The 15,294-nt window shown below is 64.1% G+C and carries 13 protein-coding genes; 4 read left to right on the forward strand and 9 right to left on the reverse strand.

The window, feature by feature from the left end; genetic code table 11:
- Positions 1-222 precede the first annotated feature (222 nt).
- Positions 223-750, reverse strand: coding sequence for a lecithin retinol acyltransferase family protein (locus QFZ91_RS09720; RefSeq protein ID WP_429567109.1), 528 nt, complete (start codon positions 748-750; stop codon positions 223-225).
- A gap of 346 nt (positions 751-1,096) precedes the next feature.
- Between QFZ91_RS09720 and QFZ91_RS09725 the strand changes: the two genes are divergently transcribed.
- Positions 1,097-2,134 carry an AraC family transcriptional regulator gene (locus tag QFZ91_RS09725; protein WP_429567110.1) on the forward strand — a complete coding sequence of 346 codons (1,038 nt, stop codon included), beginning with the start codon at positions 1,097-1,099 and terminating at the stop codon, positions 2,132-2,134.
- 203 nt (positions 2,135-2,337) lie between these two features.
- On the opposite strand, the gene QFZ91_RS09730 is transcribed toward QFZ91_RS09725, so the two are convergent.
- Positions 2,338-3,219: a LysR family transcriptional regulator gene (locus tag QFZ91_RS09730; RefSeq protein WP_429567111.1), complete on the reverse strand. Its 882-nt coding sequence runs from the start codon at positions 3,217-3,219 to the stop codon at positions 2,338-2,340.
- 113 nt (positions 3,220-3,332) lie between these two features.
- Between QFZ91_RS09730 and QFZ91_RS09735 the strand changes: the two genes are divergently transcribed.
- Positions 3,333-4,211 (forward strand): SDR family oxidoreductase, encoded by an 879-nt coding sequence (locus tag QFZ91_RS09735; protein ID WP_429567112.1) that lies wholly within the window; start codon positions 3,333-3,335, stop codon positions 4,209-4,211.
- A 142-nt stretch (positions 4,212-4,353) separates the two neighbouring features.
- On the opposite strand, the gene QFZ91_RS09740 is transcribed toward QFZ91_RS09735, so the two are convergent.
- Together QFZ91_RS09740 and QFZ91_RS09745 are read right to left on the reverse strand one after the other, a co-directional pair.
- On the reverse strand, positions 4,354-5,886 hold the full coding sequence (locus QFZ91_RS09740) for an amino acid racemase (protein ID WP_429568618.1): 1,533 nt from the start codon (positions 5,884-5,886) through the stop codon (positions 4,354-4,356).
- Positions 5,887-6,022: 136 nt separating this feature from the next.
- The gene (locus QFZ91_RS09745) at positions 6,023-6,913 is read right to left on the reverse strand and encodes a LysR family transcriptional regulator (protein ID WP_368598870.1); all 891 of its coding nucleotides are present in this window, start codon (positions 6,911-6,913) and stop codon (positions 6,023-6,025) included.
- Between the two features lie 120 nt (positions 6,914-7,033).
- On the opposite strand from QFZ91_RS09745, the gene QFZ91_RS09750 reads away from it, so the two are divergent.
- Positions 7,034-7,777, forward strand: coding sequence for an SDR family oxidoreductase (locus tag QFZ91_RS09750; RefSeq protein ID WP_429567113.1), 744 nt, complete (start codon positions 7,034-7,036; stop codon positions 7,775-7,777).
- Positions 7,778-7,861: 84 nt separating this feature from the next.
- Here QFZ91_RS09750 and QFZ91_RS09755 read toward each other — a convergent pair whose 3' ends face one another.
- The 3 genes from QFZ91_RS09755 to QFZ91_RS09765 all read right to left on the reverse strand — a co-directional run bounded on the left by QFZ91_RS09755 (position 7,862) and on the right by QFZ91_RS09765 (position 11,376).
- Positions 7,862-8,887, reverse strand: a complete 1,026-nt coding sequence (locus QFZ91_RS09755) for an aldo/keto reductase (protein WP_176378098.1) — start codon at positions 8,885-8,887, stop codon at positions 7,862-7,864.
- 67 nt (positions 8,888-8,954) lie between these two features.
- Positions 8,955-10,694: a tetratricopeptide repeat protein gene (locus QFZ91_RS09760; RefSeq protein ID WP_429567114.1), complete on the reverse strand. Its 1,740-nt coding sequence runs from the start codon at positions 10,692-10,694 to the stop codon at positions 8,955-8,957.
- 106 nt (positions 10,695-10,800) lie between these two features.
- Positions 10,801-11,376, reverse strand: coding sequence for a DUF4142 domain-containing protein (locus tag QFZ91_RS09765; protein WP_176109026.1), 576 nt, complete (start codon positions 11,374-11,376; stop codon positions 10,801-10,803).
- A gap of 351 nt (positions 11,377-11,727) precedes the next feature.
- Between QFZ91_RS09765 and QFZ91_RS09770 the strand changes: the two genes are divergently transcribed.
- The gene (locus QFZ91_RS09770; RefSeq protein ID WP_429567115.1) at positions 11,728-12,720 is read left to right on the forward strand and encodes a chemotaxis protein CheV; all 993 of its coding nucleotides are present in this window, start codon (positions 11,728-11,730) and stop codon (positions 12,718-12,720) included.
- 37 nt (positions 12,721-12,757) lie between these two features.
- Here QFZ91_RS09770 and QFZ91_RS09775 read toward each other — a convergent pair whose 3' ends face one another.
- Both QFZ91_RS09775 and QFZ91_RS09780 read right to left on the reverse strand, forming a co-directional pair.
- Positions 12,758-13,843: an asparaginase gene (locus QFZ91_RS09775; protein WP_429567116.1), complete on the reverse strand. Its 1,086-nt coding sequence runs from the start codon at positions 13,841-13,843 to the stop codon at positions 12,758-12,760.
- Positions 13,844-13,902: 59 nt separating this feature from the next.
- Positions 13,903-15,168 carry an MFS transporter gene (locus QFZ91_RS09780; protein WP_176109029.1) on the reverse strand — a complete coding sequence of 422 codons (1,266 nt, stop codon included), beginning with the start codon at positions 15,166-15,168 and terminating at the stop codon, positions 13,903-13,905.
- Positions 15,169-15,294: the final 126 nt, after the last annotated feature.

The raw sequence follows: 15,294 nt of genomic DNA on the forward strand, positions 1-15,294 counted from the left end.
GGATAGACCCGCCACGATCTGTCGTCATGCCTGAAGAAGAAAAGTGCTAGCGTCCCCATCGGCCCCGACGCCTCAACGCATACATAGCGTCTGCGATGCAGCGAGAGCCGACTGAACTGAATCACACGCATGCGCATTCCGTTCGTCGGTGCAAGCCATTTATCAACCTGGCCACGCAGGGATTTTTCCGGGCCGCGCATGTCGTTCTCCGCGGGATATCGATCACACTGCGCGCGCCGTGCAGTCCACGCTGTGCAGTCTCGGTCCGAAGGTCTGGAGGAAAAGGATCGCTAAGGCGCGCAGCGCCCGCAGGGGATGGGCGAAACATGCTTCCACCTGTTCACTTCGGCTTTCCCCATACAGGCACCAGTTGCAAAAATGCTCGCAGTTGTTGCTCAGCAGCCGGTAGCGGTTTTCGCCTAGTCGCGAGCGGGCGCGGCGAACTGCATCGGCGCCGACGTATCTCGCCATCGAGTTCTGCACGACCGCGATTTCGTGACCTGAGGCAAAGCACTCGATCGTGGTTTCCTCCACCGGACCTCGGTGCAGAGATCTGCAGAGACCGGCGTAGTGCACCACCATTCCATTTCCCACATAGATGCCGTGATGGTCGTATGCGGAACGGCGCGCAACAATGTGGCTGCCCTCATCCGGTTCAATGCCGATCGGCAGAGATCTTGATCGCACGCGTTCAGATCCGACCCGCACGACGGTCCTGTCGACTCTCGCATTGAACTGCTCGGATGCCATGGCACACCTCCGTAGGCGCTGGGGCCATGATCAAAGCATGGGGCGCCGGCACCCGCCGATCTATCCACTGAATCCAATCGATGTCCGGAGAGTCCAGAAATTGACTTCATCCGGGCCGGGCATTTGTGGACCCGCGTCCCGGGTATTTGCCGATGTGGAGGGACGCGGATTTCACTACGATCAAAAGGAAATGGCCCGTTTATTGCCGGCGCGAAGAGTCATATAGCAGGTAATGCGACAGCGATATCCGAATCCTCGCAGTACTATCCGAATAGCACGACGATTCCGCGAAGACGCGAACGTGTTGCATCGCACAAGCACGTGCGGGCTTTTAGTGGAGTAACTGATGGAGCACTGGTCGGCCTTCGGTGTCGATGGGCAGCGGCTGGCAACCGCGCCCTGTTTCAATCGCGACAACCTTCTGCTTCAGTCAAACGACCTGGAGGAAGTCCGCGCGAGCGTCGGACGCATCTTCAAGCCGCACGGACTCGAGTTGGCGGGCGGCTCCCATCGCCTGTTTGGACGCATGCACCACGCGCGGTATGGCGATCTCTCGCTGAATCTGCTCGATTATGGGAGCGAGGTGACCATAGATCCTGGACACCTGGAGAGCTTTTTCCTGCTGCAGATTCCGGTTCATGGCAATGCTGAAATCGAATGCGGCAACAAGCGGTTCGTTTCGTCCGCGCTCGTAGCGTCCCTCTTGTCTCCGTCGCTGCCCTTACGGATGCGCTGGAGCGACGCGTGTCCCCAAGTTCTCCTGAAAATCGAACGTGGGACCATAGAGCGTCACTGCGAGCAACATCTGGGAGAGGCGTTCAGGCGACCGGTGGAATTCGATCCGGAACTGCAACTGGGATCCCCCGGAGGCCTTTGCGTGATGCAACTGCTGCCGTCGTTGGCGGACGTGTTGAGTTTCCCGGACCACCCACTGCGCAATCCGCTGGCCTTCAGTCAGTTCGAGTCCACTCTGATCAATGCGTTGCTATACGGCCAACCGAACAGTGCCCGGCCTGGACTTCGTCATTCCGTCGGCGCGCTCGCGCCGTTTTTCGTTCGGCGTGTCGAGGAGTATATTCGCGCAAACGTGCAGGAGCCCTTGACCATCGAGCGACTTGCGGAGCACGCCGGCGTCAGCGCCAGCACCTTGTTCGCCGGATTCAGGAATTACTATGGCCTCAGCCCAATGGCTTATGTGCGACAGTTGCGTCTCGAACGTGTCCGAGCCGATCTGCTCGCCATGGAAGCATCCAACGCCTCATCAATTACTGAGGTCGCAACCAGATGGGGATTCGCGCATCTCGGCCGATTCTCACTGGACTATAAGCGGCACTTCGGTGAATCGCCGTCGTCTTCTCTACGTTACCGGGGTAAATCTGGCTAGCGCGCCCAACACCTGATGTCCGAAACAAGGGACGTTTTGCGCAGCGTTAGCGATCGCATAAATACCATCGCAGATGCCTGCAATGCCAACACGCGACCGTTCACCAAACACCTACCGGAATGCGTAAGGTGGCGCCCTAAAATCATGTGTCCACGAATGTCCACTGTTTGGTGCGGAACTGCGTCGCACACCGCCACGTTTTCTCACGCTCGCGCGGGTAATTCCTGAAGCGCATCCAGGAATGCTCTGACCTTGACGCTCAACAGCCGACGAGAATGGTAAAGCGCCCATATCTCCACCGGAGAACCCTCTTCTTTACCCCAGCAGACGAGTCGTCCGGCCATCACATCTTCTTCGACTAGCAGTCTCGGCAACATCGCCGCTCCCACGCCGGCGAGAACGGCCTCGCGCACCATCAGTAGCGACGATAGCCGGAGGACCGGCATCGGCTCAAATGTCTTTGTACCTTTGGATTTCGTCCGTACGCTCCAGATCGCTCCCGATGGCGCAGCCGCCGACAAGACCGCCGGGACCGGAAACGGGCTCACATCCTGTTTGCGCATCGTAGGAACCGATACGGCCGGCGTTGCCACAAGCCATCGCTCATCATCGAGAATGCGCCTTCCCACGAGCAGATCGTCTTGCGGCGGATCGACACGAATCACCAGGTCATAGCCGTCTTCCACCGGATCCACGACACGATCTTCCGCGACAATCTCGACCTCGACCTGCGGGTAAGCCAACGCGAAGCGCGCAGCGATCCTGCATAGCACGACGTGCGCGAAAACGATGGGAGCACTGATGCGTAGCCGTCCACGCGCGACGGGCGCACGCGAGGCCACCGCGTCGCCCGCCTCCTCAAGCTCTGCCAGAAGGCCTCGAGTACGCTCATGGAGAGCGATGCCATCTTCCGTCAGGCGCATTCGTCTCGAGCCGCGCTCAATCAACCTCACTCCGAGTTCGTCTTCCAACTCTGCTACATGCCGCGATAGCGTGGCCTTGGGTCGGTCCAGCGCGCGGCCAGCTGGGCCGAAGCCGCCGTGCGTGGCGACCGCATTGAAATCAGAAAGCGCCATTAGATTCATGAAAGTTCCATTTTTGAGACGACGTGTTTCGATTCTATATCTATCGACTCACATTCGGAACGAGTAACCTGGCTTCACCGGGCCGCTTTGGGCCTTTCATTACAGAGACAGTCATGACAATTCTTGTTACTGGAAGTACGGGCACAGTGGGTAAGCAAGTTCTTGAACACCTGCAAGGCCGTGGAGTTCAGGTGCACGCCCTGACGCGTTCGCCCCAGAAAGCCCAATTTGCTGACGGCATCAGGGCAATCAAAGGCGAGTTGTCCGATGCGGATTCGGTACGGCAAGCCATGAAGGGCATCAGCACGTTGTTCCTGCTGGCGCCAAACGCCGCAGACGAACTGACTCAGGCGCTGCAGGCCTTGAGCATCGCGCGAGAGTCGCATGTGAATGGCGTGGTGTATCTGTCCGTATTCAAGGGCGCAGAGTTTGTCGACGTGCCACACTTCGCGGGCAAGCACGCGGTCGAGCGCATGATCGAGCAGTGCGACATGCCGGCGACTGTGCTTCGTCCCGCGTACTTCATTCAGAACGATGTGCGGCAGAAAGATGCGTTGCTGAAGCACGGCATCTATGGGATGCCGATTGGCGAGAAGGGCATTTCCATGGTGGACGTTCGCGATATCGGAGAGGCAGCAGCCAAAGAGTTGCTGCGGCGCGAGTTCGCTGCCAGCCCGCTACCGCGAGAAACCTACGAACTGGTCGGCCCGGACGCGCTGACGGCGCAATCCATTGTCCGTATCTGGGCGGATGCACTCGGACGCCCTGTTCGCCATGGCGGTGACGATCTCGATATTCTCGAGCAGCGTTTGAAGTCAGTCGCGCCGGCGTGGCTGGCGTATGACATGCGCTTGATGATGCAGCGATACCAGCAAGACGGTGCCGTGGCTTCGACTGAACAGATCGGGCGCTTGTCGACCCTACTGGGACGCCCGCCCAGGTCTTACCGCGATTTTGCGGTTGCCATGGCCGCTGCGTGGGCGAAGGATTGACTCACGCGCGCACGGTGGTGGTTCATCAATCTTGCTTCATGCAAGAGGCATAACACGACCCGGAACGGGCCGATACATGGCCGAAAACAGGCGAGACTTGCTCTCGCGAACCGTAATTGAACACTGGAAGGACAATACCTCGTTAGCCGACCGCGCTTTCCTTCGGCGACGCGCACCCTGTCACCGCCAGCACCGCGCGACCCGCCAGGGTCTCGCGCGCGGCACTATCGCCAAGCGCATATTCGACGCAACGCCTCGCCAGCACGTCGGTCGGATCGACGAGTCGCACCACCCGCCCGCCCGCACACGCGAGCGCTTGCTCTCGCAACAGCAACGGCAGCTCGGTGCACGCGAGCACGATGACCTGCACGCCACGCATGACCAGATCGTCGACGGCCGCCGCCAGGTCGTCGCAGCATTCGCCCGATGTATGCCCAGCCTTCGCGCCGCGCGGCCCATAAATCGCGTTCATCAGACGCGCTTGCGCGGCCGCGGACGGTGCGATCTGCACGAAGCCGCGCGCGTCGAGCGCCTGTTCGTAGACGCGGCTCGCGAGCGTGCCCGAGGTGGCCAGCACGCCCACTTCGCGCAGACCCGGAAAGGTCTCGCGCAAGTAATCGGCAGTACAGGTCAGCATATTGACGATCGGCACGCGCAGCGCCGGCTGAAGCCGCTCGATGAACGCATGCGCGGTATTGCACGGAATCGCGATCAGATCCGCGCCGCCCTCTTCGAGCGTCTTGCAGGCCGCGTACAGCGCGAGCGTCGGGTCGTCGCCGCGACCGAACAGCGCCGCGGTGCGGTCCGGGATCTGCGGATTCTGCTCGACCATGATCCGGATATGGTCCTGATCGCGCGCGGCCGGCGTGTTGCGCACGACCTTGGCCATGAAATCGACGGTCGCGGCCGGCCCGATGCCGCCGACCACGCCGAGGCGGAACGCCCGCTGCGGCTGTGTGTACCGCGCCGCCGCGACATAGCGCGCGTACACCTGGCTCGAATCGACGAGCGGCACCTCGATGGGCCCGAGCGCGCGCAGCACGAGGCCGATTTCCGCGAGCCCCGGCGCGATCACGTCGACGCCCTGTGCGACCAGGTCGGCGCACGCCGCGCGCAGCAACTCGACCGGCCGCCCTTGCAGGCGGCCAGCGCGGATGCCCTCGTCGCCGAAAACGGCGCTCGTCACGCAGTCGAAACCAGCGTCGTTGCGCGGATAGCACACGTCGAACTGGCCGGCTTCGAAGTAACGCTCGAACAGGCCGTTCGCGCGAATCGCCGCCGACGTCAGCACGCCGATGCGCCGGGCGCCGTCGCGCCGCGCCGACGGATAGATGCGCCGCACGTGCTCAGACAGCGCGGTCATGATGTTGGCGACCGGCACGGTGACGTTGGCCGTAAGTTCGTCGATGAAGGTATGGCTCAGAAAGCATGGCAGCACGATCGCGTCCACACCGCGCTTTTCGAACGCGCGCATCGTGTCGAGCATGTGGATCTTGAACCGCGCGTCCGTCGCATCGGGCGCGGCGGGCCCGGACCACGGGCGCGGTTCGAGAATCAGATCGAAGGTCTGCGCGGCACCTGGCCGGCGCGACGCCGTGCTGATCCGGCCGAGGATGTCGGCGCTGGCGAATTGCGCCGCGCCAGTCGCCACACCCAGCGAACGAAAACGCTCCATCATCAGATCCCCCGGTCGTTCTGTGCGTCCACCCTCGCTCACGGGTGGCTTTCTGCGCGCTTGAGAATGACACTATGCGAGACGCAGATGTACAGGTGTTAACCACGTCAAAGCATTACCTTGCGTTTGCGCTCCTTCAACTCACCGGCTCGAAAATCTCCCGCAGCCACTGCGCGAACACCCGCACCCGCGACGACAACTGCCGGTTCTGCGGATACAGCACCGACACCGGCATCGGCGGCGGCGGATAGTCCGCCAGAATGACGCGCAACCGTCCGGCCGCCAGTTCGTCAGCGACACGGTAGCGCGGCACCTGCACGATGCCGAGCCCGGCGATCGCCGCGCCCGCGTACAGTTCGGCGCCGCTGACCGACACCGCCGACGGCAGCACGAGCGCGGTATCCCGCCCGTCCACGCGGAATTCGAGCGGCAGCGGCTTGCCGGTCGCGCTCGACACGTAGTTGACCGCGCGATGCGTCGACAGCGCGCCGGGATCGGCCGGCTCGCCATATGCGGCCAGATACGCAGGACTCGCGACCGTCACCTGCTGCAGCTGCGCGACGCGCCGCCCGACCATCGACGAATCCTGCAGCACACCCGCGCGCAGCACGCAATCGATGCCCTCGCGCACGAGGTCGACGAGCCGGTCGTCCTCGCCGATCATCAGCTCGATGTCTGGAAAGCGCGCGAGAAACGCGGGCAGCGCCGGCACCACGAAGTGCCGTGCGAGCGTGCCCTGCACGTTCACGCGTAACAGTCCCTTCGGCGCGACATTGGAGAACGCCCCCTCCGCCTCCTCCATGTCGGCGATCAGGCGCACGCAGCGCTGGTAGTGCGCGTCGCCGTCAGGCGTGAGCCGCACCGTGCGCGTGGTGCGTTCGAGCAGCCGCGCGCCGAGCCGCTGCTCGAGACGCTTCATCAGGTTGGTGACGGTCGCGCGCGGGATTTGCAGATCGTCGGCAGCGCGCGTAAAGCTCTGGCGCTCGGCGATCCGCACGAATACCCGCATTTCCTCGAAACGGTCCATATCGGCGGATTATTAAAGCGAATGGAATGATGATCGCGAGTCTAACCGGATTATCTCGACGCGGAAAGCCTTCATCATTCACCTCACCGATCCACCACCCCTTCTGTGAGGAAACGAATCATGAGCACGAACCAACAACCGAAAGTCGCCATCGTCACCGGCGCATCGCGCGGCATCGGCATGGCGATCGCACAGCGCCTCGCGAATGACGGCTACGCGGTCACCGTCAACTACGCATCGAGCGCGGGCGAAGCCGACGCGCTCGTCGGCGCGATCCGCGAAGCCGGCGGCAAGGCGGTCGCAGTGCAAGCGGACGTGTCGAAGCCCGACGACGTGCGTCGCATGTTTGAGATCACCGAACGCGAATTCGGCAAGGTCGACGTGCTCGTCAACAACGCGGGCGTGATGAAGCCCACGCCGCTCGCCGACACGTCCGACGCGCTGTACGACCAGACCTTCGACATCAACGTGCGCGGGACCTTCAACACGCTGCGCGAAGCGGCCGCGCGCCTGAACGACGGCGGACGCATCGTCAATTTCTCGACCAGCGTGCTGGCGCTGAACTTGCCCGGCTACGGCATCTACACGGCGACCAAGGCGGCCGTCGAAGCATTCACGCGCGTGTTCGCGAAGGAGTTGCGCGGGCGCAACATCACGGTGAATGCGGTCGCGCCGGGACCGATTGCGACCGCGCTGTTCCTCGAAGGCAAGACCGACGAGCAGATCGAAACCTTCGCGAAGATGCCGCCGCTGCAACGCCTCGGCGAGCCGGAAGACGTGGCGGGCGTGGTCGCGTTTCTGGTCGGCCCGGATGCGAGCTGGGTCAACGGCCAGACGTTGCGGACCAATGGCGGTTTGGCTTGATGGGATGCGCTGGTCCAGCGTGCTGCCGCGCTGGACCCCTGCGTTGCGCCGGCTGCGGCGCCTGGAACGTGATCGACCCGCCGCTCAAACCGCCTTCGGATTGCGTTCCGCGAAGCCTTCCTGATGCCAGTACGGATACGCGGGACGCACCGCGCTAGCCGCGTCGAGCTTCGCGACCTGGTCGGCCGTCAAATTCCAGCCGACCGCGCCGAGGTTCTGCCGCAGTTGCTCCTCGTTGCGCGCGCCGATCAGCAGCGTCGCGACGGTCGGCCGTTGCAGCAGCCAGTTCAGCGCGATCTGCGGCACGGTCTTGCCGGTCTCGGCGACGACTTCGTCGAGCGCATCGAGCACGCGGAACAGATACTCTTCCGGCACCGGCGGGCCCGATTCGGCGGTCTTGTGCAGACGGCTCGTCTCGGGCAGCGGCTGGCCGCGCTTGAGCTTGCCGGTGAGACGCCCCCAGCCGAGCGGACTCCATATCACCGCACCCACGCCCTGGTCGACGCCGAGCGGCATCAGCTCCCACTCGTAGTCGCGCCCGACCAGCGAGTAGTAGGTCTGATTCGCGACGTAGCGCGGATAGCCGTAGCGGTCGGCGATATCGAGCGACTTCATCAGATGCCAGCCGGAGAAATTCGACACGCCGACATAGCGGATCTTGCCCGCGCGCACGAGGTCGTCGAGCGTGGACAGCACTTCGGGAATCGGCGTTTTCGCGTCGAAGCCGTGCAACTGGAACAGGTCGATGTAATCGGTTTGCAGACGCTTGAGCGCCGCATCGACCGCGTTGATCAGATGGAAGCGTGACGAGCCGACGCCGTTCGGATCGCCGTCGAAACGGAAGGTCGCCTTGGTCGACAGGATCGCCTTGTCGCGCTTGCCTTTCAGCGCTTCGCCGAGCACCGACTCGGACGCGCCCTTCGAATAGATGTCGGCGGTGTCGAACATCGTGACGCCCGCGTCGAAGCAGATGTCGATCAGACGCCGCGCTTCGGCGACGTCGGTCGCGCCCCAGGCCTCGAAAAATTCACCCTTGCCGCCGAAGGTACCGGTGCCGAAACTCAACACCGGCACCTTGAACCCCGATGCACCCAGATGTCTGTATTCCATTGCAGAATCTCCGTGACATTGCCGTCGATGAACGGAGATTCAGTCTACGCGCGTCGGCGAGAAGGCGTCATGAAAGCGACGCGCTCAGATCGGCCAATGCATCACGCACGGCGTCGATCACGCTGTCCCAGGCGCCGAGCTGCGGTTGACGGAATAGACGCGCGGACGGATACCACGGCGTGTCGCTGCGTTCGAGGAGCCAGCGCCAGCATGTGTCGAAGCGGTTCAGAATCCAGACCGGTTTGTCGAGCGCGCCGGCCAGATGCGCGGTGGACGTGTCGACCGTAATCACCAGATCCAGACTGGCGACGAGCGCGGCGGTATCGGCGAAATCGTGCAGCAGCTCCGTGTAATCGGCGACGCGTTCACGGTACGCGCTTTCGGCGAGTTGCGCTGCGGCCGCGCCCTTCTGCACGCTGAAGAAGCGCACGTTCGGCACGTCGAGGAGCGGCGCGAATTGCTCGAACGCGAGCGAGCGACGCGCATCGATCTTGCGCAGTTCCGCGACCTGCGCGCGGTTCTCGCCGGCCCACACGAGGCCGACATTCAGCGGTTTGATTGCGTTGCCATCCGCATTGGTGTTGCCGTGCGGTTCGATACGGTCGCGCCATTCGCCGACGGCCGCTGGCTGCGCAAAAAGATACGGTGTGGCTGCCGGAATGCTCGCTTCGTTGGTGCGGAACGCAAGCGGCAAGCTCAGCAACGGGCAATGACAATCGAACGGCGGCAATGGCTGGCCCGCTTCGATCAACTGATCGACACCATCGAGCGTCGACAGCAGCCGCAACAACGGACCCGGCACTTCGAGCACGAGCTTCGCGCCAAGCTTCGCAACCAGCGTCGCATAGCGACAGAATTGCAGCGTGTCGCCGAGGCCCTGTTCCGCATGCAGCAGGATCGTTTTGCCGTCGAGCGCAAAATCGCCGAGCCACAGCGGCTGCGCGAACGCGCGCCGGCCGGCCTTGATGCGGCTACGCTCCCAACGCCATTCGTATTCGCGCCAGCCGCTCTCGAAGCGGCCCATTTGCAGCAGGCACAGCGCCTGGTTCCAATGCGTTTCGACCGACGCCGGATTCAACGCAAGCGCGCGCTGATAGCTCGACAACGCCTGTTCGCGCTGATTCAGATCGATCTGCGCGAGACCGAGGTTATTCCATGCATCGACGAAACCGGGCGAGAGTTCCAGCGCGCGCTGGTAGCAGCGCTCTGCTTCGTGCGGCTGGTTCAGATCGCCGAGCACGTTGCCGCGATTGCTCCACGCATCCGGATAGCCGGGCTGCAATGCGAGCGCCCGGTCGCAGCTATCGAGTGCATCGGTATAACGGCCGAGATCGCGCAGCACGCATGCGCGATTGTTCCAGGCCGGCGCGAACTCCGGCGCGATAGAAAGCGCGCGCTCGTAGCTCGCGAGCGCTTCGAGCGGACGATGCAGCGCCGCCAATGCGTTGCCGCGATTGTTCAATGCATCGGCGAATTTCGGCTGCATCACGAGCGCCCGCTCGGCGCACGCAAGCGCTTCGTCATGACGCTGCAACGCGTTCAGCGCATAGGCGAGATTCGAATGCACGGCCGGCTGTCTCGCGTTCACAGCGAGCGCCTTCTTCAGAAGATCGACGCCTTCCTGCAAGCGGCCCGTTTGCAGCGCGAGTTCGCCGAGCCAGCGCAACGCGTCGCCGTGTTTCGGCTTCAGTTCGAGAATCTCGCGATACATTTCTTCTGCTTCGACGAGCGCGCCGTTCTGTTGAAGCGCGACGGCTTGTCGAAGCAGATGGTCCAACTGTTGCGGCAGACTGGCTTGCTTGCTCATGCGGTACCTGGAATCGAAGGCGCGAAGAATCGTCGGATAAAGCGCACGATTATCGCTGAAAAGCCTGTATTCGAAGTACCGCCGCCGCGTCGCGACGTGACGCCGCTTATTGCGCGGCCACGGACAGATGCTTGCGCTTCGCGAGTTCCTGCGCCATCGCGTAGTGCTGCTGGATCGTCGGCAGCGCCTCTTTCGCCGCGGTCTTCAACTTCTCGTCGCGACCCGAGGCGATTTCCGCCTGGAACGCGGACAACGCTTTCTGCTCACCGGCGAGCGCGACCTGCTCGATATACCTCTTGTCGAAGTCGGCGCCGCGCAGATTGTTGATGCTCGCGAGCACGGCCTCATCGGGATCGTTCTTCGGCACGTCGACACCGCGCGGACTCGCCGCCCGCAATGCGTCGGTGATCTTCGCGTCGTCATCCGACACGCGCTCGGCGAACGCCTTCACGTCGCGATCGGCCGAACGCGCGGTGGCGATACGCGCGGCGTCGCGCTGCGTCGCGACGGCTTTGGTGCCGTCGGCGACGAATGTCTGATCGGCCGCATGCAGGCGGACTGCGTCCGCGGGCGCGGCGCTCTGCGCGCTGGCCACCGAGGCGGCCGTCAGAAGACCGCCGAAGCAGGCAGCGGCGGCGATGCGGGCCAAAGCGACCGAAGGGACGGAAGGCAGGCGGATCATACGTTCTCCTTGAGGTGAAAGCATCTGAAAGCAAAACGAAGGACACGTGTGCGCCGCGAACAAAGCGTGCGATGCAAAACGCTGCGGACTGCTTGCGAGCCCAGCGGGGCGCCACGCTTTCATCGCTGCCGATTCTAGAAGCCATGCCGTCTGGCAGGTGAAACGCTGCTGTCGCTTCTGTAACCTTAGGTAACCCTCATATGAATGCGCACACGTTTGCCTGATTGATGTGAATCACGCGCGCCGCTCGCCACTGCGACGCAGTGCTGAATTTTTCGCCATCGACGCCGATAACCAGAGACAGGCACCACTTAGCACCGCTCAGCACCGCAACTCTGGAGAACGATTCCGATGGCAGACGACCACCGTGCCAATCACGAGCGCCACACCGAACGCAGCAACCTGACGAGCTCCAACAAATTCGAGCTGCTGCTATACCGCCTCGGCCACGTGCCGGACAGCGACGCGCACGAGCTGTATGGGATCAACGTGTTCAAGGTGCGCGAAATCTCGACGATGCCGACCATCACGCCGATCGCCGGATCGTCGCCGTACGTGATGGGCGCGGTCGACATTCGCGGGCAGATCATCCCCGTGATCGACCTGCCGCGGCTGATGGGCTGCGAGCCGACGCGCGGCCTGAACATCCTGCTGGTCACCGAATTCGCGCGTTCGACGCAGGCCTTCGCGGTCGAAGAAGTCGACGAGATCGTGCGGCTCGAATGGAACCAGGTGCTGTCGGCCGATGGCTCGGCGGGCGGCAAGCTCGTCACGAGCATCGCGCGCATCGACGGCAATACCGGCGACTCGCGGCTCGCTCAGGTGATCGACGTCGAACAGGTGTTGCGCGACGTGTTCCCGTCGCAGCATCCGAGCGTCGATCCGGCTTCGGTAGGTGAAGCGCTCGGCATCCCCCGCGGCGCGAAGATCCTTGCCGCCGACGACTCCGGCTTCGCGCGCAAGCTGATCGAGCAGGCGCTCACCGCGATCGGCGCCGACTACATCATGACGAAGACCGGCGAGGAAGCGTGGCAAACGCTGCAGCAGGTCGCACGCGAAGCGCAGCAAAAAGGCGTGCGCGCGAAAGACACCATCGCGCTGGTATTGACGGACCTGGAGATGCCGGAGATGGACGGCTTCATGCTGACGCGCCAGATCAAGGCCGACGCACGCACGCGCGATATTCCGGTGCTCATCCACTCGTCGCTGACGGGCGCGGCGAATGAGGCGCATGTGAAGAACGCGGGCGCGAACGGCTATGTCGCGAAGTTCGCGGCGAGCGAGCTCGCCGATGCGATCCGTCAAGCGCTGGGCTGCGCGCCGTCGAAAGCGACGGCGGCTTGAGGTCTCGTGTGCCGGGCAGTGAAGCGCATCGCCGCGCTCAACGATGCGCGGCAAGCTCGATCGAGAAATCCATCCGGCCGATCTCGACGCCCATCGTGTTGAGCCGCTTCGGCGCATGAAAGCCGTCGAGCGTCGCGCGTTGTTCCGGCGTGCCGATATCGAGCACCGCCAGCAACTCGGCAGTGACCGCGTAGAGCGCGGCGGCATTGCCGTCCTCGATCTTCAGCGCGATGCCTAGCGCGCCCTTCGCACCCAGCCGCGCGGTTTGCCGCGACGCGCGCACGCCGATCGCATAGCTGCCGTCCGCGCCGACCTTGCCGACCAGCGCGCCACCGAACGCCCGCATCAGCAGCGTGCAGAAGCGCCCTTCCCCGCCGACCAGTTCCGGGTACGACGTCATCGCGCGATAGATGCGCGCGAGCGCGGCCGTGCGTGGCGGCGTCGCGGCTGCTCCGGCTTCGTGTTGATCCTGCGCCGCCGCGAGCTTCGCGAACAGACGTGCGAGCCGGTCGAGCGGGAACGCCGGGGTCGGCAGATTGCAGCCGTCGATCGCCCATTGCACGCCGTCGTCCGGCAGGTCGCACACGCTCGCGACCGTCTGCTTCACGCGCACCTGCAACGGATGCGCGGGCAGTTCATAGCCGGCGAGCGCCGCCCCGATCGACCGCGCGCCGGCCAGCATGCCCGCATGCTTGCCCGAACAGTTGCTGCACACCCCGGTGGGCGTAAAGCCGCGCCGGATCCAGTCGACATATACCGCATCCGACAACGGCGGATGACCGCCGCAACGCAGATCAGCCTCGCTCGCCTGCGCTTTCGCGAGCATCGCGCGCGTGCGTTCGATATGACGCGGCTCGCTGCTGTGCGATGCGCACATCAGCGCGAGATCGGCTTCGTCGAAACCGCAATGCTCGAGCGCGCCGGTTTCGAGCACCGCGAGCGCCTGGGCCGGCTTCGCCGCGGAACGCGCGAGCGTGATGCGCGCAGCGTCGCCGAACGAATACAGCAGACGGCCGTCCGCATCGACGACCGCGACATGCGCCAGATGCGTGTTCTCGACGGACTCGCCGCGATAGATCGTCGCCGCGACCGGCGCGGCGGGTTGCAGTTCGGATCGGCTCATCGGTATCGTCTCCGCGTCGTTCATTGATCGGGCGATGGCGCCCAAGGCCCGGCAATCGATCAGGCGCTCGCCGCGAGCGCTTCTTCTTCTCGCTCGAGCGTGCGGGTGTGCCGCAGTTCGGGAAAGAACCGCATCCACAACAGCGCGATCGCGATCGTCGCGACACCGCCGACCAGCACGGCCGGCTGCGCGCCCCACCATCCGGCAGTCAGGCCCGATTCGAACTCGCCCAATTGATTCGACGTCCCGATGAACAGCGAATTGACCGCGCTGACGCGGCCGAGCATTTCATCGGGCGTGCGCAGTTGCACGAGCGACAGCCGCACCACCACGCTGATCGTGTCGGACGCGCCGAGCACCATCAGCGCGAGCAGCGACACGAGGAACTGATGCGACAGCCCGAACACGATCGTCGCGATGCCGAACGCGATCACGCCGCCGAACATCGCTGCGCCGGGCCGGTTGCGCAATGGAAAATGCGCGAGCCAGATCGTGCCCGCGAGCGCGCCGATCGCCGTGCCCGAGCGCAGCAGGCCAAGACCGATCGGGCCCGCGTGCAGCACGTCGCGCGCGAAGATCGGCAGCAACGCGGTCGCGCCGCCGAACAGCACCGCGAACAGATCGAGCGACAGCGCGCCGAGAATCACCGGCTCGCGGCGAATGAACGCGATGCCCGAGAAGATCGATTCGAGCGTGACGGGCGCGCGACTCGCCGGCTTCACTTGCAGCGGAATGCTCCACACCGACGCCGCCGCGGCCGCGAACGACAGCGTGCACGCGAGATAAGCGGCACCGGGGCCGATGCCGTACAGCAGACCACCGAGCGCCGGCCCGGCGATCTGCGCGGTCTGATTGGCGGACGTGGACCATGCGGTCGCTTTGGGCAGATAGCCGCGCGGCACGACGGCCGGCAGCAGCGACGACACGGCCGGCGATTCGAACGCGCGCGACGCGCCCACGCAGGCAGCCAGCACGTAGATCACCGGCGCGCTGATCCAGCCGCTGAAGGTGCCGATCGCGAACAGCAATGCAGCGACGCTTTCGAGGCTCTGACAGACGGCGGCGATGCGGCGCCGATCGTAACGATCGGCGACATGACCGACGACGAGCGTCAGCAGGAACATCGGCAGGAACTGCGCGAGACCGACGAGGCCAAGTGCGAACGCGCTATGCGTGAGCGCGTAGACATGCCAGCCCATCGCGACGGCGAGCATCTGGAACGACAGCGACGACAGGATGCGGGTGCACCAGAAACGCTGGAACGGCGGGTGTTTCGGCAGGCTGAAATGCGGGGAATCGGCGGGATCGGTGGAGGCTGGGGGCATCGATTGTTGCTCGTGACGGGGAGCATCGGAGCGTGGATTGGGCGGTCGCTAGTTTAGAGCAAGATCGGGGGGCGTGCAGAAAGGCGGCGGGCACGGGCGGGCGGCGTGGTGGGAGGCGATGGGGCG

Origin of the sequence: Paraburkholderia sp. JPY419 (genome assembly GCF_050435705.1) — a bacterium.
GTDB lineage: Bacteria > Pseudomonadota > Gammaproteobacteria > Burkholderiales > Burkholderiaceae > Paraburkholderia > Paraburkholderia youngii.

Bases quoted from the DNA above. Each gene is read 5' to 3' on its own strand.
- QFZ91_RS09760 (WP_429567114.1), bottom strand. From the start codon at position 10,694: ATGAGCAAGCAAGCCAGTCTGCCGCAACAGTTGGACCATCTGCTTCGA.
- QFZ91_RS09775 (WP_429567116.1), bottom strand. From the start codon at position 13,843: ATGAGCCGATCCGAACTGCAACCCGCCGCGCCGGTCGCGGCGACGATC.
- QFZ91_RS09750 (WP_429567113.1), top strand. From the start codon at position 7,034: ATGAGCACGAACCAACAACCGAAAGTCGCCATCGTCACCGGCGCATCG.
- QFZ91_RS09780 (WP_176109029.1), bottom strand. From the start codon at position 15,168: ATGCCCCCAGCCTCCACCGATCCCGCCGATTCCCCGCATTTCAGCCTG.
- QFZ91_RS09745 (WP_368598870.1), bottom strand. From the start codon at position 6,913: ATGGACCGTTTCGAGGAAATGCGGGTATTCGTGCGGATCGCCGAGCGC.
- QFZ91_RS09740 (WP_429568618.1), bottom strand. From the start codon at position 5,886: ATGGAGCGTTTTCGTTCGCTGGGTGTGGCGACTGGCGCGGCGCAATTC.
- QFZ91_RS09735 (WP_429567112.1), top strand. From the start codon at position 3,333: ATGACAATTCTTGTTACTGGAAGTACGGGCACAGTGGGTAAGCAAGTT.
- QFZ91_RS09725 (WP_429567110.1), top strand. From the start codon at position 1,097: ATGGAGCACTGGTCGGCCTTCGGTGTCGATGGGCAGCGGCTGGCAACC.
- QFZ91_RS09755 (WP_176378098.1), bottom strand. From the start codon at position 8,887: ATGGAATACAGACATCTGGGTGCATCGGGGTTCAAGGTGCCGGTGTTG.
- QFZ91_RS09730 (WP_429567111.1), bottom strand. From the start codon at position 3,219: ATGAATCTAATGGCGCTTTCTGATTTCAATGCGGTCGCCACGCACGGC.
- QFZ91_RS09720 (WP_429567109.1), bottom strand. From the start codon at position 750: ATGGCATCCGAGCAGTTCAATGCGAGAGTCGACAGGACCGTCGTGCGG.
- QFZ91_RS09765 (WP_176109026.1), bottom strand. From the start codon at position 11,376: ATGATCCGCCTGCCTTCCGTCCCTTCGGTCGCTTTGGCCCGCATCGCC.
- QFZ91_RS09770 (WP_429567115.1), top strand. From the start codon at position 11,728: ATGGCAGACGACCACCGTGCCAATCACGAGCGCCACACCGAACGCAGC.